This window comes from Aeromonas sp. 603079 (genome assembly GCF_049172135.1).
GTDB classification, from domain to species: Bacteria; Pseudomonadota; Gammaproteobacteria; order Enterobacterales; family Aeromonadaceae; genus Aeromonas; species Aeromonas veronii.
Window position 1 is genome coordinate 170,612 of record NZ_JAAKPX010000001.1, and the last position, 18,024, is coordinate 188,635.

At 60.4% G+C, this 18,024-nt stretch carries 15 protein-coding genes; 11 read left to right on the forward strand and 4 right to left on the reverse strand.

Features of this window, described 5'->3' with window-relative positions; translation table 11 throughout:
* Nucleotides 1–76: 76 nt before the first annotated feature.
* From ybeD to lipA, 3 genes are all read left to right on the forward strand, one after another.
* A complete protein-coding gene (gene ybeD, locus G5287_RS00750; RefSeq protein ID WP_005348100.1) occupies nt 77–340 on the forward strand; it encodes a DUF493 family protein YbeD in 264 nt (87 codons plus the stop codon).
* 62 nt (nt 341–402) lie between these two features.
* Entirely contained in the window at nt 403–1,080 is a 678-nt protein-coding gene (gene lipB, locus G5287_RS00755; protein ID WP_216953013.1) for a lipoyl(octanoyl) transferase LipB, read from the forward strand.
* Entirely contained in the window at nt 1,077–2,042 is a 966-nt protein-coding gene (gene lipA / locus G5287_RS00760; protein WP_139740976.1) for a lipoyl synthase, read from the forward strand. The genes lipB and lipA overlap by 4 nt, the downstream gene beginning before the upstream one ends.
* 106 nt (nt 2,043–2,148) lie before the next feature.
* Here lipA and G5287_RS00765 read toward each other — a convergent pair whose 3' ends face one another.
* Together G5287_RS00765 and G5287_RS00770 are read right to left on the reverse strand one after the other, a co-directional pair.
* Nucleotides 2,149–2,709 (reverse strand): NUDIX domain-containing protein, encoded by a 561-nt coding sequence (locus G5287_RS00765; protein WP_227342061.1) that lies wholly within the window; start codon nt 2,707–2,709, stop codon nt 2,149–2,151.
* A 7-nt stretch (nt 2,710–2,716) separates the two neighbouring features.
* Nucleotides 2,717–3,517 carry a DUF2989 domain-containing protein gene (locus G5287_RS00770; RefSeq protein WP_227342060.1) on the reverse strand — a complete coding sequence of 267 codons (801 nt, stop codon included), beginning with the start codon at nt 3,515–3,517 and terminating at the stop codon, nt 2,717–2,719.
* A gap of 211 nt (nt 3,518–3,728) precedes the next feature.
* Between G5287_RS00770 and G5287_RS00775 the strand changes: the two genes are divergently transcribed.
* The gene (locus G5287_RS00775; RefSeq protein ID WP_227342059.1) at nt 3,729–5,162 is read left to right on the forward strand and encodes a glyceraldehyde-3-phosphate dehydrogenase; all 1,434 of its coding nucleotides are present in this window, start codon (nt 3,729–3,731) and stop codon (nt 5,160–5,162) included.
* A gap of 71 nt (nt 5,163–5,233) precedes the next feature.
* Nucleotides 5,234–5,527 (forward strand): YeaC family protein, encoded by a 294-nt coding sequence (locus G5287_RS00780; protein WP_011707127.1) that lies wholly within the window; start codon nt 5,234–5,236, stop codon nt 5,525–5,527.
* A gap of 271 nt (nt 5,528–5,798) precedes the next feature.
* Here G5287_RS00780 and ansA read toward each other — a convergent pair whose 3' ends face one another.
* Nucleotides 5,799–6,806, reverse strand: coding sequence for an asparaginase (ansA, locus tag G5287_RS00785; RefSeq protein ID WP_005335195.1), 1,008 nt, complete (start codon nt 6,804–6,806; stop codon nt 5,799–5,801).
* Between the two features lie 446 nt (nt 6,807–7,252).
* Between ansA and gltS the strand changes: the two genes are divergently transcribed.
* Nucleotides 7,253–8,452 carry a sodium/glutamate symporter gene (gltS, locus tag G5287_RS00790; protein WP_108614086.1) on the forward strand — a complete coding sequence of 400 codons (1,200 nt, stop codon included), beginning with the start codon at nt 7,253–7,255 and terminating at the stop codon, nt 8,450–8,452.
* Nucleotides 8,453–8,683: 231 nt separating this feature from the next.
* Here gltS and G5287_RS00795 read toward each other — a convergent pair whose 3' ends face one another.
* Entirely contained in the window at nt 8,684–10,555 is a 1,872-nt protein-coding gene (locus G5287_RS00795; protein ID WP_201946356.1) for a methyl-accepting chemotaxis protein, read from the reverse strand.
* A 256-nt stretch (nt 10,556–10,811) separates the two neighbouring features.
* On the opposite strand from G5287_RS00795, the gene prfB reads away from it, so the two are divergent.
* The 5 genes from prfB to G5287_RS00820 all read left to right on the forward strand — a co-directional run bounded on the left by prfB (nt 10,812) and on the right by G5287_RS00820 (nt 17,975).
* Nucleotides 10,812–11,910 (forward strand): peptide chain release factor 2 gene (gene prfB / locus G5287_RS00800; RefSeq protein ID WP_100645262.1). Its coding sequence is split into 2 segments (ribosomal slippage): nt 10,812–10,886 and nt 10,888–11,910, totalling 1,098 coding nucleotides; the frame shifts between segments, so codons are not numbered across the junction.
* 16 nt (nt 11,911–11,926) lie between these two features.
* Nucleotides 11,927–13,462, forward strand: a complete 1,536-nt coding sequence (gene lysS, locus G5287_RS00805; RefSeq protein WP_005335201.1) for a lysine--tRNA ligase — start codon at nt 11,927–11,929, stop codon at nt 13,460–13,462.
* A gap of 211 nt (nt 13,463–13,673) precedes the next feature.
* Nucleotides 13,674–15,467 carry an assimilatory sulfite reductase (NADPH) flavoprotein subunit gene (locus G5287_RS00810; RefSeq protein WP_421230634.1) on the forward strand — a complete coding sequence of 598 codons (1,794 nt, stop codon included), beginning with the start codon at nt 13,674–13,676 and terminating at the stop codon, nt 15,465–15,467.
* Nucleotides 15,467–17,191 (forward strand): assimilatory sulfite reductase (NADPH) hemoprotein subunit, encoded by a 1,725-nt coding sequence (cysI, locus tag G5287_RS00815; protein WP_421172127.1) that lies wholly within the window; start codon nt 15,467–15,469, stop codon nt 17,189–17,191. The genes G5287_RS00810 and cysI overlap by 1 nt, the downstream gene beginning before the upstream one ends.
* Nucleotides 17,181–17,975, forward strand: coding sequence for a phosphoadenylyl-sulfate reductase (locus G5287_RS00820; protein ID WP_115521878.1), 795 nt, complete (start codon nt 17,181–17,183; stop codon nt 17,973–17,975). The genes cysI and G5287_RS00820 overlap by 11 nt, the downstream gene beginning before the upstream one ends.
* Nucleotides 17,976–18,024 lie beyond the last annotated feature (49 nt).

Consider the following 18,024-nt stretch of genomic DNA (forward strand, 5'->3'; position numbering starts at 1 on the left):
TGGCGGCCTCCAAGGGCCATCGGCCACTAGCCATCCAAGATGAAGTCATCATGCTGATGACGAAAAAGGTGAGTAAATGAATACCAAGTTTGATGAACTGCTGGAGTTTCCCTGCAAATTCCCGTTCAAGGTACTCGGCATCGCGGATCCTGCGTTGCCGGATATGGTGGTTGAAGTGCTGCAGCAGCATGCTCCGGGCACCTACAGCCCGACCGTCCAGCCCAGCTCCAAGGGCAACTATCACTCGGTTCGCGTGACCGTGACTGCCCAGAGCAAAGAGCACATCGAAGCGATGTACACTGCGCTTGGCAAGATCGAGCTGGTGAAATACGTACTGTAATTTCTCTCTCGCCCCGTTCTGCGGGGCGACTGTTTTTGGCCGCAGCACGCCACGAGGACACCATGTCATCCCAGATCCCCGCTCAGCACAGCCTGATAGTCAGGCAGCTGGGTCGCCGCCCCTACCAGCCGGTATGGGACGCCATGAAAGCCTTCACCGACAACCGCACCAGCGACACCCCGGACGAGTTCTGGGTGGTCGAACATGACCCCGTCTACACCCAGGGCCAGGCCGGCAAGGCCGAACACCTGCTCAATCCGGGCAATATCCCGGTGGTGCAGAGCGATCGCGGCGGTCAGGTGACCTATCACGGCCCGGGCCAGCTGGTGCTCTACGTCCTGGTGGATGTCCGCCGCTGCAAATTCTCGGTGCGCGAGCTGGTGACCGCGCTGGAAACAGCCATCATCAACACCCTGGCCAAAAGCAATATCCAGGCCTATGCCAAGGCAGATGCCCCCGGGGTCTATGTGAAAAATGACCTTGGCATGGAGGCCAAACTTGCCTCGCTGGGACTGCGCATCCGCAAGGGTTGCTCGTTCCACGGGCTGGCCCTCAACATCAACATGGACATGACCCCCTTCCTGCACATCAATCCGTGCGGCTATGCGGGCATGGCCATGACCCAGACCAGCGCCCTGGGCGGCCCGCAGAGCGTGGCCGAGGCGCAATCCATTCTGGTGGCCGAACTGGCCAGCCTGATTGGCTATCAGACAATAACAAACACCGAGAGTGAATCATGAGCAAACCCGTTCGTATGGAGCCGGGCGTCAAGCTGCGCGATGGCGACAAGATGGCCCTGATCCCGGTGAAATTCATGCCGGATCCCAACGAAGAAATCCTTCGCAAGCCGGACTGGATGCGGATCAAACTCCCCCCTTCCAGCCAGAAGATCGAACACATCAAGAGCACCTTGCGCAAGAACAAGCTGCACTCGGTCTGTGAAGAGGCTTCCTGCCCCAACCTGGCGGAGTGTTTCAACCACGGCACGGCCACCTTCATGATCATGGGCGCGATCTGCACCCGTCGCTGCCCCTTCTGCGACGTGGCCCACGGCCGCCCGCTGGCACTCGATCCGGAAGAACCGAAGAAGCTGGCGCTCACCATCAAGGAGATGAACCTCAAGTATGTGGTGATCACCTCGGTGGACCGCGACGATCTGCGCGACGGCGGTGCCCAGCACTTCGCCGACTGCATCCGCGAGATCCGCGAGCACAGCCCGCAGACCCGCATCGAGATCCTGACCCCGGACTTCCGTGGCCGGATGGAGCAGGCCCTTGAGGTGTTCCGCGAAACGCCGCCGGACGTATTCAACCACAACCTGGAAACTGCGCCGCGCATGTATCGCGTCGCTCGCCCGGGTGCCGACTACAAGTGGTCGCTGGAGCTGCTGCGCCGTATCAAGGAGATGCACCCCCATGTACCGACCAAGTCCGGTCTGATGATGGGCCTTGGCGAGACCAACGAAGAGATCGTCGAGGTGCTCAAGGATCTACGCGCTCACGGCGTCAACATGCTGACCCTGGGTCAGTATCTGCAGCCAAGCCGCCACCACCTGCCGGTCAAGCGCTACGTGCCGCCAGCAGAGTTTGACGAGCTGAAAGATGTCGCCATGGAGCTGGGCTTTACCCACGCCGCCTGCGGTCCTTTCGTGCGCTCCTCCTATCACGCGGATCTGCAAGCCAAGGGCGAAGAGGTCAAGTAACCTCGCACGATAGAGCGGCCAGTAACCGCCACCCTCGCAATGAAAAAGAGCGCCTATTGGCGCTCTTTCTGTTGGTGTCACTGACCGTTGCAGCTTGATCTACTCATCAGCCGTGGTCGAAGACCCCCTGCTGATGCCAGCGTTGCAACTGGGCCAACACCCGGGTCTCTCGCGCCGTCCACTGGGGACAGGGCCCCGCCAGCTGGGTCTTGTTGGTCTGCAGCGCTTCGTCGAGGCCAAACCAGCCGGGCACGAAGCCAAGGCGGATCTCGTAGGGCTGTGGCTGTGGCTCCACCAGTTGATCACCAATCCGGCACAAGTAGTACAGCGAGCGGATGCAGTAGGCATCGAACCCCGGCTCGCGGGCGGCGCGGTATTCCCGGGTCTCGCCAAGCAGGGTCCCTACTTCCAGCAACTCGGCACCGCACTCCTCCTTCAGCTCGCGGGCCAGCGCCACATGGTGGTTTTCCCCCGCTTCAACGCCGCCGCCAGGAAACATCAGATCACCGTTGACCCGGGAGTGGACCAGCAGCAACTCGTCGCCACGGAGTACTACGGCACGTACCGTAAGGCGTTCCAGGGTATGGCCATCGGTGATCACCTCGCCATGGACAAACGAGAGGGAAAAAGGTGCGGGCCAGCAGCTGGCCGGGGATAGTGCAATCATCAGAGCCTCAGTGCCGATAGCTGCCATGTTTCAGTTGATCGACTATTTCAGCCGCTCGCACGTCGTAGGCATCCTGATCTGTTTTGCTCAGGGTGTGATAAATACCAAAACGCCTGGCAGAGACCTCTGGCGCATCCTGAAAAGACTCACTCACCTTGCCCCACAGATAGGCCAGCCCGTACTGCTTCTGGCCCATATAGAGGGTGCTGAGGGAGGTGAGCAGGCGGCTGTTTATCTTGTCACCTTCCCGATAGAGGGAGAGGCCGTGATGCATGATGGAAATAGCTTTCTCGGGATCGCTCTTGGCGTAGGCTCCGCCAAGGGCCAGCTGAAGTTCCGGTTCGTCGAGCACCTTGTTACCTTCCAGCGCCATAAACTGCTGACGGGCCAGCTCGTTGGTGTTGTTGGTCCAGTGCCAGAGCAGCAAGTAGGGATCCTGCGAGTTGCGGGTGGCCACATCGAGCTGGGCCAACTGTTCGCCAGCCGCCAGCATCCCCTCCACCCGTGGGCTCTTCTGCTCGCGGGCATTCTTATACTCGATGTTGGTAGAGCGCTCGGCACACTTAAGATAGCGCTCAAGGTTGCGCATCAGCTCGTACTTGCGCCGATCCGTTCCCTCCTCCTTGAGATAGAAGCGGCTGCGGATCACATCGGTACGCTCGTAGCGACACCAGCCATCGTCCACCAGATCCTGACAGAGCTCGGCATGGTTGCTGCAGATATTGTGGATCCGATCGTCATTGCAGCCAGCTACGGCAAGGCCGACTGAAAGCATGATGAAGGTCTGTCGCAGGGGGAAATTGGCCATGATTCACATCTTGTTGGTAACGCGGGTTGGTAACAACTGAAGCCTCTGTCGGCCACCACCGGCTAGCAAACCGGTTACATATCCATTACAATGCGCGCGCCATATAAGGCCGCGATTGCAGAATAATATAACGAAATATAGACCCCTACACTGATCTGCATTCGACGAATTTTCTATTTACACCAACAACGTGAAATAAAGGATCTGGTCAATGACCCACGAGCACTACTTGCAAGCGTGGCAGGAGAGCCAGGAGCTCGCCGAAGCCATGCAACCCTTGATTGGTCGCCTCTACCGACAACAAGGGGTCGAGATCACCCTCTACGGCCGCCCACTGCAAAACGCCTCCACCATCGATATCCTCAAGGCCCACCGGGTCGTCCGCCGCCACCAGGGCGCTCCCCTCCCCATCCAGCAAAGCTTCCCCCTGCTTCAGGCCATCGTTGCCCTCAAACCCACCGCTGCCGAGGTAGACCTTGGCAAGCTGGCAGTCGGCTACTGGCAGGATCATCAGGATGAGGCGGGGATCGAGGACTATCTGCAAGCGCGACTGGCACCGGCCCTTGGCCGCAACCAGATGCCGCAGCCGACCGACGTGGTGCTCTACGGCTTTGGCCGTATCGGCCGCCTGCTGGCCCGCCTGCTGATCGAGCGTACCGGCGCCGCCAATCCGCTGCGCCTGCGCGCCATCGTGGTACGCGGTGGTCGCGACGGGGATCTGGAAAAACGCGCCAGCCTGCTGCGCCGCGACTCGGTACACGGTCCCTTCAATGGCTCCATCGAGGTGGATGTGGAGCGCAGCGCCATCATCGCCAACGGCACCTTCATTCAGGTGATCTACGCCAATAGCCCGGCTGACATCGACTACACAGCTTACGGCATTCACGATGCGCTGATCGTCGACAACACCGGGGTCTGGCGCGATGAGGCTGGCCTCTCCGAGCACCTGAAAGCGCGCGGTGCTGGCAAGGTGCTGCTGACCGCCCCCGGCAAGGGGGAGATGAAGAACGTGGTGTTCGGGGTCAACCATGAGGTGATAGGCCCGGATGACAAGATCATCTCCGCCGCCTCCTGCACCACCAACGCCATCACCCCGGTGCTCAAGGTGATGCAGGAGCAGTACGGCATCCGCCACGGCCACGTGGAGACGGTCCACTCCTACACCAACGATCAGAACCTCATCGACAACTATCACAAGGGGGAGCGGCGCGGTCGCAGCGCGGCCCTCAATATGGTGATGACCAGCACCGGCGCCGCCAAGGCGGTGACCAAGGCGCTGCCGGAACTCAAGGGCAAGCTGACCGGCAACGCCATCCGGGTGCCCACACCCAATGTCTCGCTGGCCATCATCAACCTGTCGCTGGAGCAGGCCACCGATCGGGAGAGCCTCAACGCCTATCTGCAGCAGATTGCGCTAAGCTCGGAGCTCCATCGCCAGATCGACTTCAGCGCCAGCACCGAACTGGTCTCCTCCGACATGGTGGGTTCCCGCTATGCGGGCATCGTCGACTCCCAGGCGACCATCGCCGAGGGGGATCACTGTGTGCTCTACGTATGGTATGACAACGAGTTCGGGTACAGTTGTCAGGTAGTGCGGGTGATGGAGCAGATGGCTGGCGTAGTCCGCCAGGATCTGCCTGCATAGACCGATAGAGTCTACCTGCATGACCCGTCATATCCCGCAGTTTATGGCTCAATAGTTCAAGGAGAGGCCGGATGTCGTTTCAACAGGGTGAGTTTTTGCAAGCAATCAGGCAGATGCCCGCAGAGGTGTACGAGCGGCTCAAGACCGCAGTCGAGCTGGGCAAGTGGCCCGATGGCAAGCCCCTGACCGACGAGCAGAAGGCCACCTCCCTGCAAGCCGTGATGGCCTGGCAGGCGATGCATCTCGACAACCCGGAGCATATGAACATCGGCCGTGACGGCGAGATTGTGATGAAGAGCAAGAGCGAGCTCAAGCGTCAGTATCGCGATGAGGAAGAGATAGTGCGGGTCGACCTCAACCACTGAGCCTGACCCGGCAGGCCGCTCGTGGCGGCCACAACAGAGAGGGGAGCCATGATGGCTCCCCTCTTTTTTCCTATCGATGCCGGGTGACTCATCCCCCTCATCCCCCTCATCCCCAACCCTTCTCCCGCCAGGGGGAGAAGGGAGCAGGCTCGCACCTGCGAACAGTGAACGGGCCACCTGCCAACGCTCTTCATGGCAAGCCTTGCGGCCAACCGCACCTCGAGCTATCCCCTCTCCCGCCGGGAGAGGGTTAGGGTGAGGGCCGCATCGCTTAGGGAGTCAGCTCCCCGCGCAGGGACTGCTGCATCAGCTCGCGAATGCGGTGGGATGGCAAGTCTTGGCTCAGCAGGAAGTGCAGCTTGGTGAGTGCAGCTTCAGCGGTCATGTCAAAGCCCGAGATCACCCCAGCCCGCGACAGGGCGTTGCCGGTGGCATAGCCCCCCATATTGACCTTGCCGTGCAGGCACTGGCTCAGGTTGACGATGATGACGCCGCGGGCCGAAGCCTCGGAGAGCAGCGCCAGCATGGCCGGGTTTTGCGGCGCATTGCCGACCCCGAATGACAGCAGGATCAGCGCCTTCACCGGCTGTTGCAGGATGTTGGCGATCACCTCGCTGGAGATCCCCGGATAGAGGGTCACCACGCCGATGGGCTGGGGGGTGATGTCGTGCAGCACCAGCGGCCGCTCGGAGGGCACGCCCAGCTCGCCCGCCTCCAGCGAGATGGCGATCCCGGCATTGAGCAGCGGCGGATAGTTGGGGGAGTCGAAGGCGTGGAAGCCGTCTGCATGCACCTTCTTGCTGCGGTTGCCGCGATAGAGCTGGTTGTTGAAGAACAGCGTCACCTCGTGGATCGGGTAGTTGGCCGCGATATAGAGGGCGTTGAGCAGATTCTGCTGACCGTCGGAGCGCAACTCGGCCAACGGGATCTGGGAGCCGGTGATGATGACCGGCTTGTGCAGATCTTCCAGCATGAAGGAGAGCGCCGAGGCGGTGAACGACATGGTGTCGGTGCCGTGCAGGATCACGAAACCATCGTATTTCTCGTAGTTGTCGCGAATATCCTCGGCGATGCGCTGCCAATCCGCCGGGGTCATGTCGGAGGAGTCGATGAGGGGCGCATATTCGTGGATATGGTAATCCGGCATCTCGGGGCGGTGGAACTCGGGCATCCGCGCCAGACAGTCTTCCATAAAGCCCGCCATCGGCACGTAGCCGTGATCGGAACGCTGCATCCCAATGGTGCCGCCTGTGTAGGCAATGTAGATAGACTTCTTCACACCCTCTCCTCTTGATGAAGTGAACACCGCCGGAACATGAACCATGTCGGGGTGAACCACAATGTCAACGCCCGCCAGCGCCTCTGCGTGCAGCGGAAACCGGCGAATTATAGAGACTGGCGCCCCAAATGACAGCCGTTCCATGCACCCTTTTCGGCTTTTCTGCCCTCTACCTACATAGTGCTAAATGTCACAATAAACCACTAAAACGAGCATTAATACGACAAAGATGGAATTAAACGATGCTTTTTGCTACAATCCGCCGGATTTTACTAAAATCTCATCTGGATGCCTGAGCATTTCAGGCCCGCACAAGCCCCATCTTTCCTGGGGCGGGGAGATGTTTCCCCTTCTTTGTTGGCGCATGAGCCACACTGTTTTCATCCCGGCTGAATCTGTAAGTCTTTTGCTATGAAAGACACAGCCAATCAACATGGGAGTACTGAATGTTACAACTTGATTCCTACGCAACGCTGGTCGCTGCCACTCTGGTATTGCTGCTTGGCCGGGTGTTGGTTACCCGAGTCGGGCTGCTGCGTACCTTCAACATCCCCAAACCGGTAGCCGGCGGCCTGGTGGTCGCGCTGGTACTGCTGCTGCTGCGCTCCACCCTGCAGATGGAGCTGCAATTTGATACCAGCCTGCAAACCCCGCTGATGCTGGCCTTCTTCGCCTCCATCGGTCTCTCCGCCGATCTCGCCAGCCTGAAACGCGGCGGCAAGGCGGTGGTTACCTTCCTGATGGTGGTCACCGGCCTGCTGCTGGTGCAGAACAGTCTGGGTGTCGGTCTGGCGACCCTGCTCGGTCTGGATCCCCATATGGGGCTGCTGGCCGGCTCCATCACTCTCTCCGGCGGCCACGGCACCGGGGCGGCCTGGAGTGCCACCTTCTCCGAGAAATACGGCGTGCAATCCGCTGCCGAACTCGCCATCGCCTGCGCCACCTTCGGTCTGGTGCTGGGCGGCCTGATCGGTGGCCCGGTGGCTCGCTATCTGGTGAAGAAAGTGCAGGTGCCCGGTGAGGAGCACAATCAGGATGAGGCCCCCCAGGGCTTCGAAATGCCAGATATGGAGCGCCCCCTCACCACTTTCAGCGTTATCGAAACGCTGGCATTGATAGCCATCAGCCTCAAGGGTGGCGAGCTGCTCTCAGCCTCTCTCAAAGGGGGCGCCTTCGAGCTGCCGATCTTTGTCTGCGTGCTGTTTGTCGGCGTGCTGCTGCGCAACGTCCTGACCCTGCTGAACTGGCATGAGGTGAGCGATCGCGAGGTCTCCCTGCTGGGCAACGTCAGCCTGTCGCTGTTCCTCGCCATGGCACTGATGAGCCTGAAATTGTGGGATCTGGCCAGCCTGGCCCTGCCCATCTTCATTCTGCTGGCCGCCCAGACCGTGGCAATGGCGCTCTACGCCATCTTCGTCACCTTCCGGGTCATGGGCAGCAACTATGATGCAGCCGTGCTGGCGGCAGGTCACTGCGGCTTTGGCCTCGGGGCCACCCCGACCGCCATCGCCAACATGCAGGCCATCACCCAGCGCTTCGGTCCCTCCCACCTGGCGTTTCTGGTGGTGCCCATGGTGGGCGCCTTCTTTATCGACATCATCAACGCCATGGTGATCAAGCTGTTTATGGCGATGCCATTCCTGTAATTCCCTTTCCGTCAGACGTATATGATCAGAGCCCACCTTTCGGTGGGCTCTTTGTTTGTTATCGACTCGCCAGGTGACGCAGGCAGAGCCGGGGCTCGTATCCGCCACCAGGGTGACCCGCGAGCAACCCGGAATCCCTATATCCCGCACTTCCCCGAACAACAAAAAGCCCCGCACTCGACAGAGGGCGGGGCTTTTTTATCTCAGCCGGAACAGGCCGAGAGTTGCACCTTACAGGATAAAGGTCGACACCTGCTGGTTAAGGTCAGCTGCCCGTCCCTTGAGACTCTGGGCCTGATCCAGATCGCGCATGGCGGCGGCGGTGATCTCGTCACTCACATCCTTGATGGCGGTGGTGTTCTGGGTGATCTCGCCGGTCACCTGGGTCTGCTCCTCAGCGGCAGTGGCGATCTGGCCCGCCATGTCGGAGATGAGGGAGATGGCACTGGTGATCTCTTCCAGTGCGCGCACCGCCTGATCCGCATCCTGCACGCTGTTGTCCGCCAGCCCCTGACTGGTCTGCATCAGGCTCACCGCGCGGGCGGTGGTCTGTTGCAGGGTCTCGATGGTGGACTGGATCTGCTGGGTGGAGTCCTGAGTACGGCGAGACAGCACCCGCACCTCGTCAGCCACCACCGCAAAACCACGACCCTGCTCACCAGCACGGGCCGCTTCGATGGCCGCGTTCAACGCCAGCAGGTTGGTCTGCTCGGCAATCCCCTGAATGGTGGAGAGAATGCTGGTGATCGCCTGCGCGTGACGGCTCAGCTCGCCGATCACCTCGGTCGCCTGCCCCACCTCTTCAGCCAGACCATTGATGGACTGGCGGGTCTTGTTGACCAGCATCTTGCCCTGCTCACTGCTCTGGGCAGATTGCTGGGCAGCGGCGGCGGTGTTCTCGGCGTTGCCGGCGATCTCCATGGTGGCGCTCGCCATCTCGGTGACCGCAGTGGCGACCATGGTCACCTCCTGCTGCTGACGCTGCAGCTCGTCCACCGCGGCCTGGTTGGTCACCAGACTGCGCTCGGCATCGGCGTTCAGCTCGTTGGCCAGCTGGCGGATATTACCGATCAGCTGGTGCTGGCTGCCGACGAAGCGGTTGAAGCTGTTCGCCAGCTGACCCACTTCATCGTTGGCATCGATCTTGATGCGCTGGGTCAGATCGCCGTTACCATCGGCAATGCGTGCCAGTGCCTGGGAGACCTTGCTGAGCGGGCCCAGCAGCATGCTGACCAGCCAGGAGATAGCGAGGATACTGCCCACCAGCACCAGCAGCGCCATGCCCAGCTGGGTCATCAGCAGGGAGGAGAGCGGCGCTTCCAGCGCGGCCTTGTCCAGCACCAACACGAGTTCCCAGTCGGTGTCGGGGATATCGACCGCCCACAGCAGCTTGTCACGTCCTTCGTTGTCGAAGTAGGCCGCCACCAGACCGTTGCTGGCCTTGCTCTGCTCGATCAGCGCGTTGGTCAGATCATTGTCGATCTCGGTGGCCGGTTTCATCGCCTTGGCGGCATCCTTGTAGGCGATGATGGTGCCGTCTTTGTGCATCATGATGGCAAAACCATCGGCCGGCAGCTTCATCTTGGTGACGTCCTCCACCAGCGAGGCGATGGAGAGGTCACCACCGACTACCCCGCCAGAAACCGGCTGGGCCAGGGTCACCACCATGATGTTGTAAGCCACGTCGAGATAGGGCTTGGTGACAATCAGGCCGCCCTTGCCCATTGCTTCCTGATACCAGCCACGGGAGCGCGGGTCGTAGCCATCGCGGTTGATGGAGGGATCGGAGTCATTCATCTTGCCGCTGCTCTCACCGAAATAGGTGAGCTGGAAACGGCCGGAAACTTGTGCCTGTTGCAAGGCATTGAGGGGGTCGACACCGGCCTTGTTGCCAAGCGCCTGAATGACGTCGCGACGGGCGGCGAGCCAGTCGCTGACACGCTCGGCCTGCTGGGTGCCCAACCGCTGCAACTGCTCCTGGCTGCCTTGCAGCAACAGACTCTTCTGGCTGCTATAGCTCTGCCAGGAGAGCAACGAGATCACCAGCGAAAGGGCGATCACCACTGACAACAGTATCTTCTGCTTGAGTGACAGGTTTTTCATCATGTGTTCTTCTTATTGAGGTGAGGAGCGGGTTTTTCCCTAAATTGCACAACACTACACGTAGTCATTAGCGACCCGAATGGCCAAAACTGAACCTGAAAATGGGTCGGCGGGCGATATTTTCTACCGAGGTGGAGAAAAGTGCACCAGAAATTGACGGCATGAGCCGCACAAGCCAAGGCAACCCTGTTTATTCCTTCCACAATTGGCTAGAATATCCCGTTTTTAAATCACATCGACCCTGAGAGTTTTCACGATGTTCGAAGTTAATCCCGTATTAAATAAACTTAAGGAGCTGTCTGAGCGGACCGAGCTTCTTAGGGGGTACCTTTGACTATGACGCCAAGAAAGAGCGTCTAGAAGAGGTCAACGCCGAGCTGGAACAGCCGGACGTATGGAATGAACCCGAGCGCGCACAGGCGCTGGGCAAAGAGCGCGTCGCGCTGGAAAACGTGGTCGGCACCATCGACACCCTGACCCAGGGCGTGGATGACGTCGAGATGCTGGTGAGCCTGGCCGTGGAAGGAGAAGACGAAGAGACCTTCAACGAAGCCATCGCCGAATCCGAGCAACTGGAAGCCAAGCTGGTGGACCTCGAGTTCCGCCGCATGTTCTCCGGTCAGCACGACGGCTCCGACTGCTATATCGATATTCAATCCGGCTCCGGTGGTACCGAAGCGCAGGATTGGGCCAACATGGTGCTGCGCATGTACCTGCGCTGGGGCGATGCCCACGGCTACAAGCCCGAGCTGATTGAATGCTCCGAAGGCGACGTGGCTGGTATCAAATCCGCCACCATCAAGTTCACCGGCGAATATGCATTCGGCTGGCTGCGTACCGAAACCGGCGTACACCGTCTGGTTCGCAAGTCTCCGTTCGATTCCGGTGGCCGCCGTCACACCTCCTTCTGTTCTGTGTTCGTCTACCCCGAGATCGACGACGATATCGATATCGAGATCAACCCGGCGGATCTGCGGATCGACGTCTACCGTGCCTCCGGTGCCGGTGGTCAGCACGTTAACCGAACCGAATCCGCGGTACGTATTACCCACGTTCCGACCGGTGTCGTGGTACAGTGCCAGAACGACCGTTCCCAGCACAAAAACAAAGACCAGTGTATGAAGCAGCTGAAAGCCAAGCTCTACGAGCTGGAAATTCAGAAGCAGAACGCTGAGAAACAAGCCCTGGAAGAGACCAAGTCTGATATCGGTTGGGGCAGCCAGATCCGTTCCTATGTGCTGGATGACTCCCGTATCAAGGATCTGCGCACCGGCGTCGAAACCCGTAATACCCAATCGGTGCTCGACGGTGACTTGGACAAGTTTATCGAAGCCAGCCTGAAATCAGGTCTGTAAACAAGCAGGAATCACCATGTCTGAACAAACCATCACTCCGGAAGTCGACCAAACTCTCGAACTCAACAACGAGATGACCGAGCGTCGTTCCAAGCTGGCCGCCCTGCGCGCCCAGGGTAATCCTTTCCCCAACGACTTCCGTCGCGACAGCCTCTCTGGCGATCTGCACGCAGAGTTCGACGACAAAAGCGCCGAGGAGCTGACGAGCCTGGGTAAACGGGTGAAGATTGCCGGTCGCATCATGACCCGCCGGATCATGGGCAAGGCTTCTTTCGCCACCCTGCAGGACATGGCCGGCAAGATCCAGGTCTACGTCACCCGTGACGACCTGCCGGAAGGTTTCTACAACGAGCAGTTCAAGAAGTGGGATCTGGGCGACATCGTGGGTGTCGAAGGTACCCTGTTCAAGACCCAGACCGGTGAGCTCTCCGTTCACGTTTCCGATATCCGCCTGCTGACCAAGGCACTGCGTCCGCTGCCCGAGAAGCACAAAGGCCTGACCGACCAGGAAGCCCGCTGCCGCCAGCGCTACCTGGATCTGATCGCCAACGAAGAGTCCCGCAAGACCTTCATGATCCGCACCCAGGTGGTTGCCGGTATCCGCAAGTTCTTCAACGAAAAGCGCTTCATGGAAGTGGAAACCCCGATGATGCAAGTCATCCCGGGTGGTGCCTCCGCGCGTCCGTTCGTCACTCACCACAATGCGCTGGACATCGACATGTACCTGCGTATCGCTCCGGAGCTCTATCTGAAGCGTCTGGTGGTCGGTGGCTTCGAGCGTGTCTACGAGATCAACCGCAACTTCCGTAACGAAGGTATCTCGGTTCGTCACAACCCCGAGTTCACCATGATCGAGTTCTACATGGCCTACGCCGACTACATCGATCTGATGGACCTGACCGAAGAGCTGCTGCGCACCCTGGCGCAGGACATTCTGGGCGACACCAAGATCCGTTACGCCAAAGAGGGCGAAGAGGGCCTGACCATCGATTTCGGTCAGCCGTTCCAGCGCCTCACCATGGTTGAGTCCATCCTGAAGTTCAACCCGGATGTAACCCTGGACGATCTGGCTACCCTCGAGAGCGCCAAGGCCGTTGCCAAGCGTCTGCACATCGAGCTGATGAAGGGTTGGGAGCTGGGCCACGTGATCACCGCGATCTTCGAAGAGACCGTGGAGCACATGCTGCTGCAACCGACCTTTATCACCGAGTACCCGGCTGCCGTATCTCCGCTGGCCCGCCGCAACGACGTGAACCCGGATGTAACCGACCGCTTCGAATTCTTCATCGGTGGCCGCGAGCTGGCCAACGGCTTCTCCGAGCTGAACGATGCAGAAGATCAGGCCAAGCGCTTCCAGGATCAGGTTGATCAGAAAGAAGCTGGCGACGACGAAGCCATGTTCTACGACGCAGACTTCGTCACCGCACTGGAACACGGCCTGCCGCCAACGGCCGGTCAGGGTATCGGTATCGACCGTCTGGTCATGCTGTTCACCAACAGCCACACCATCCGTGACGTTATTCTGTTCCCTGCCCTGCGTCCGCAGAAGTAAGGCCCACAGAAGCCAGCTAAATCCCTTGGGTCAATCCCGAGCGTGATAGCCCATAAAAACGCCCCGCGACTGCGGGGCGTTTTTCTATCTCCTTTACCACCAAATCACTTTATAAATTCAATAATGGAATAAAGAAGATATTTTTATTCTTTGTTGTTAGACAACACGCCCTTTAATCTGGCCAAAAATCAGACCATGGAAGACGCGTGTGATGCAATTGAAGGATTCCCCATTCAACCTCTCCCCTCTCTCTGACGAGCAGCAACGTCAGCTGGGTCAGGTACTCTCGACCCTCAATACCCAGCAACTGGCCTGGGTGAGCGGATATCTCTACGGCCTCTCCCAAGCGGGCGTCCAGCCCGTTGCGACCGCCGGCGCAGAAGTCGCGGCGCCCAGCGGCAGCCTGACCATTCTCTACGGCTCCCAGACCGGCAACGCCAAAGGTGTAGCCAGTGCCATCAAAGCGCAGGCCGAGGCCCGCGGTCTACCGGTCACCCTCGCATCGATGGCCGACTACAAACCCAAGCAGCTCAAGAAAGAGAGCCACCTGCTGGTGGTAGTGAGCACTTACGGGGAGGGTGAACCGCCGGAGAGCGCCGTCGACCTGTTCGAGCAGCTTAAAAAAGGCAAGATCGGCAAGCTGGACGGCCTCAAGTTCGCGGTGCTGGGGCTGGGTGACAGCTCCTACGAATTTTTCTGCCAAACCGGCAAAGATTTTGACAACTTCCTCGCCAGCGCTGGAGCCGAGCGCATTTATGAGCTCGCCAGCCTCGATGTGGATTATCAGGATGCCGCCAAGAGCTGGAGCGAACAGGCACTCAATGCCATTGCCGCGACCCTCTCCGCCGGTACGGCCAGCAGCAGCGTGACAAGCGCTGTGCAGCAGGCGGTTGGCCACAGCCAGTACAGCAAGGAGAATCCCTTCCCTGCCCGCCTGTCGGTCAATCAGAAGATCACCGGCCGGGATTCCACCAAGGATATCCGCCATATCGAGATCAATCTGACCGACTCCGGCCTCACCTATCAGCCGGGAGATGCCCTCGGTGTCTGGTTCGACAATGACGCCGAACTTGTGGGCGAAGTGCTGGCCCTGACCGGCCTCTCTGGTGATGAAGCCACGGCCCACGGCACCTTGCGCGCCGCCCTGACCAGTCACTTCGAACTGACCCGGCTGCACGGCGGCTTTATCACAGGACTCGCTGACATATCGGACAACGCGGCGCTGAAAGACTTGGCCGGTGACAAGGCCCAGGTCAATGCACTGGTGGCCTCCGCTCAGGTGGTGGATGTGCTGAAACGCTTCCCGACCGCCCTCACGGCCGAGCAGCTGGTTGGCCTGCTGCGCCCCCTCACCCCGCGCCTCTACTCCATCGCCTCCGCCCAGAGCGAAGTGGAAGAGGAGGTGCACCTGACCGTCGGTGTGGTACGTTACCCGCAGGAAGATGGCACTGTGCGCTCTGGCGCCGCCTCCTCCTATCTGGCGGATCGGCTGATTGAGGATGGCGAGGTGCGGGTATTCGTGGAGCACAACGACAACTTCCGCCTGCCCGCCAATCCCGACACACCCGTCATCATGGTGGGCCCAGGCACCGGCATCGCCCCGTTCCGCGCCTTTATGCAGGAGCGGGAAGCTCAGGGCGCGGAAGGCAAGAACTGGCTCTTCTTCGGCAACCCCCACTTTACCCAGGATTTCCTCTATCAGGTGGAGTGGCAGCGTTATGTGAAATCGGGGCTGCTGTCGAAGATCTCCCTGGCCTTCAGCCGGGATCAGGCCAACAAGATCTATGTGCAGGACCGCCTGCGCGAGGCCGGGCTTGAGCTCTATCAGTGGCTGGAAGCAGGTGCTCACTTCTATGTGTGTGGTGACGCCAACCAGATGGCCAAGGATGTGCAGGAGGCCCTGCTGGAAGTGATTGCCGAACACGGCCACAAGAGCCGTGAGGAAGCAGAAGAGTATTTGAGCGAATTGCGTCGTGCCAAACGTTATCAAAGGGATGTCTATTGATGAGCAAACAACCTCTTTCTCACCCAAAAGCGGGACCGGTCGAAGGGCCGCTGGCCGACAACGAGCGCCTCAAGCGCGAGAGCAACTTCCTGCGCGGCACCATAGAGCAAGATCTGCAGGACCCGCTCACCGGCGGCTTTAACGGCGACAACTTCCAGCTGATCCGCTTTCACGGCATGTACCAGCAGGATGACCGCGACATCCGCCCGGAGCGCGCCGCCCAGAAGCTGGAGCCGCTGCACAACGTCATGCTGCGTGCCCGCCTGCCGGGTGGGATCATCACCCCGGCCCAGTGGCAAATCATCGACAAGTTCGCCGAAGAGCACAGCCTGTACGGCAGCATCCGCCTTACCACCCGACAGACCTTCCAGTTCCACGGGGTATTGAAGCGCGACATCAAGCTGATGCACCAGACCCTCAACAGCACCGGCATCGACTCCATCGCCACCGCAGGCGATGTAAACCGCAACGTGCTCTGCACCAGCAACCCGGTGGAGTCCGAGCTGCATCAGGAGGCCTACGAGTGGGCCAAGAAGATCTCCGAGCACCTGCTGCCCAAGACCCACGCCTACGTGGAGATCTGGCTGGACGGCGAGAAGCTGGGGGGTGACGAAGAGCCGATCCTGGGTTCCAACTACCTGCCGCGCAAGTTCAAGACCACTGTGGTGATCCCGCCTCACAACGACGTGGATATCCACGCCAACGATCTCAACTTCGTGGCCATTGCCGAGCATGGCAAGCTGGTTGGCTTCAACGTGCTGGTGGGCGGGGGCCTCGCCATGACCCACGGCGACACCAGCACCTACCCGCGCAAGGCGAGCGACTTTGGCTTTATTCCGCTCTCCCACGTGCTGGAGGTGGCGGCCGCCGTGGTCAGCACCCAGCGCGACTGGGGCAACCGGGTCAACCGCAAGAACGCCAAGACCAAGTACACCCTCGAGCGCGTCGGTGTCGAGGCCTTCAAGGCCGAGGTGGAGAGCCGCGCCGGCATCCAGTTCGGGCCGGTTCGCCCCTATGAGTTCACCAGCCGGGGCGATCGCTTCGGTTGGGTCGAGGGGATCGACGGCAAGCACCACCTCACCCTGTTTATCGAGAATGGCCGCCTGCTGGACTTCCCGGGCAAGCCGCTCAAAACCGGCATGCTGGAGATCGCCAAGGTGCATCAGGGGGATTTTCGCCTGACCGCCAACCAGAACCTGATCATCGCCGGGGTACCTGCCAGCGAGAAGGCCCGCATCGAGGGGCTGGCGCGCCAGTACGGCCTGCTGGATGACGGCGTGAGCGAGCAGCGCAAGCAGTCCATGGCTTGTGTGGCCCTGCCCACCTGCCCGCTGGCGATGGCCGAGGCGGAGCGCATGCTGCCAGCGTTTGTCACCGACATCGAGGGCTTGCTCACCAAGCATGGGCTGGCGGATGACGCCATCATCTTCCGGGTCACCGGCTGCCCCAACGGCTGCGGCCGCGCCATGCTGGCGGAAGTGGGTCTGGTGGGCAAGGCGCCCGGCCGCTACAACCTCCATCTGGGGGGCAATCTGGAGGGGACCCGCATTCCGCGCCTCTATCAGGAGAACATCACCGAGCCGCAGATTTTGGCCGAACTCGACGTGCTTATCGGCCGCTGGGCCAAAGATCGCCACGCTGGCGAGTGCTTCGGTGACTTCGTCATTCGCGCCGGCATCATAGCCCCGGTCATCGACTCCGCGAGGGACTTCTATGCCGCTTAATCAGCCGCTTAATGTCACTGAAGATGGCCGCCTTGACCTGCAGGCGCTGCTGGCCCTCGGCCGTGAGGAGCAAGTCGAGGCACTCGCGCCCCTCAACCGGGAGCTGGATACCATGAGTGCCCCCGAGCGGGTGCGCTGGGCCCTGGCCAATCTGCCGGGGGAGCATGTGCTCTCATCCAGTTTCGGCATTCAGGCGGCGCTGATGCTCCATCTGGTAAGCCGCGAGCGGGCCGACGTGCCCGTGGTGCTGACCGATACCGGTTATCTGTTCCCCGAAACCTACCGTTTCATCGACGAGCTGACCGAGCGCCTCGCGCTCAACCTGAAGATCTACCGGGCCGAGCTCAGCCCAGCCTGGCAGGAGGCGCGATTTGGCCTCTTGTGGGAGCAGGGCGTGGAGGGGATCACCCGCTACAACCAGCTCAACAAGGTGGAGCCGATGGACCGCGCCCTGCGTGAGCTGGGGGCCCAGACTTGGTTCTCCGGCCTGCGCCGGGAGCAGTCTGGCAGCCGTGGCAAGCTGCCGGTGCTGGGCATCCAGCGCGGCCGCTTCAAGTTCCTGCCGGTGATCGACTGGAGCAACAAGGATGTCTTCTACTACTTCAAAGAGTTCGACCTCCCCTACCACCCGCTGTGGGAGCAGGGTTATCTCTCGGTGGGCGATGTCCACACCACCGCCAAGTGGGAGCCGGGCATGAGCGAGGAGCAGACCCGCTTCTTCGGCCTCAAGCGCGAATGCGGTTTGCACGAGGAAAATGGCGAGAACGACGGCTCAGGCATCTAATTCCGTCTTGAAAACCCAACAGAACAACAAGGGCATCCGAAGATGCCCT

Coding starts and splice junctions, on each gene's coding strand:
- ybeD (WP_005348100.1), top strand. CDS start 77: ATGAATACCAAGTTTGATGAACTGCTGGAGTTTCCCTGCAAATTCCCG.
- lipB (WP_216953013.1), top strand. CDS start 403: ATGTCATCCCAGATCCCCGCTCAGCACAGCCTGATAGTCAGGCAGCTG.
- lipA (WP_139740976.1), top strand. CDS start 1,077: ATGAGCAAACCCGTTCGTATGGAGCCGGGCGTCAAGCTGCGCGATGGC.
- G5287_RS00765 (WP_227342061.1), bottom strand. CDS start 2,709: ATGATTGCACTATCCCCGGCCAGCTGCTGGCCCGCACCTTTTTCCCTC.
- G5287_RS00770 (WP_227342060.1), bottom strand. CDS start 3,517: ATGGCCAATTTCCCCCTGCGACAGACCTTCATCATGCTTTCAGTCGGC.
- G5287_RS00775 (WP_227342059.1), top strand. CDS start 3,729: ATGACCCACGAGCACTACTTGCAAGCGTGGCAGGAGAGCCAGGAGCTC.
- G5287_RS00780 (WP_011707127.1), top strand. CDS start 5,234: ATGTCGTTTCAACAGGGTGAGTTTTTGCAAGCAATCAGGCAGATGCCC.
- gltS (WP_108614086.1), top strand. CDS start 7,253: ATGTTACAACTTGATTCCTACGCAACGCTGGTCGCTGCCACTCTGGTA.
- G5287_RS00795 (WP_201946356.1), bottom strand. CDS start 10,555: ATGAAAAACCTGTCACTCAAGCAGAAGATACTGTTGTCAGTGGTGATC.
- lysS (WP_005335201.1), top strand. CDS start 11,927: ATGTCTGAACAAACCATCACTCCGGAAGTCGACCAAACTCTCGAACTC.
- G5287_RS00810 (WP_421230634.1), top strand. CDS start 13,674: ATGCAATTGAAGGATTCCCCATTCAACCTCTCCCCTCTCTCTGACGAG.
- cysI (WP_421172127.1), top strand. CDS start 15,467: ATGAGCAAACAACCTCTTTCTCACCCAAAAGCGGGACCGGTCGAAGGG.
- G5287_RS00820 (WP_115521878.1), top strand. CDS start 17,181: ATGCCGCTTAATCAGCCGCTTAATGTCACTGAAGATGGCCGCCTTGAC.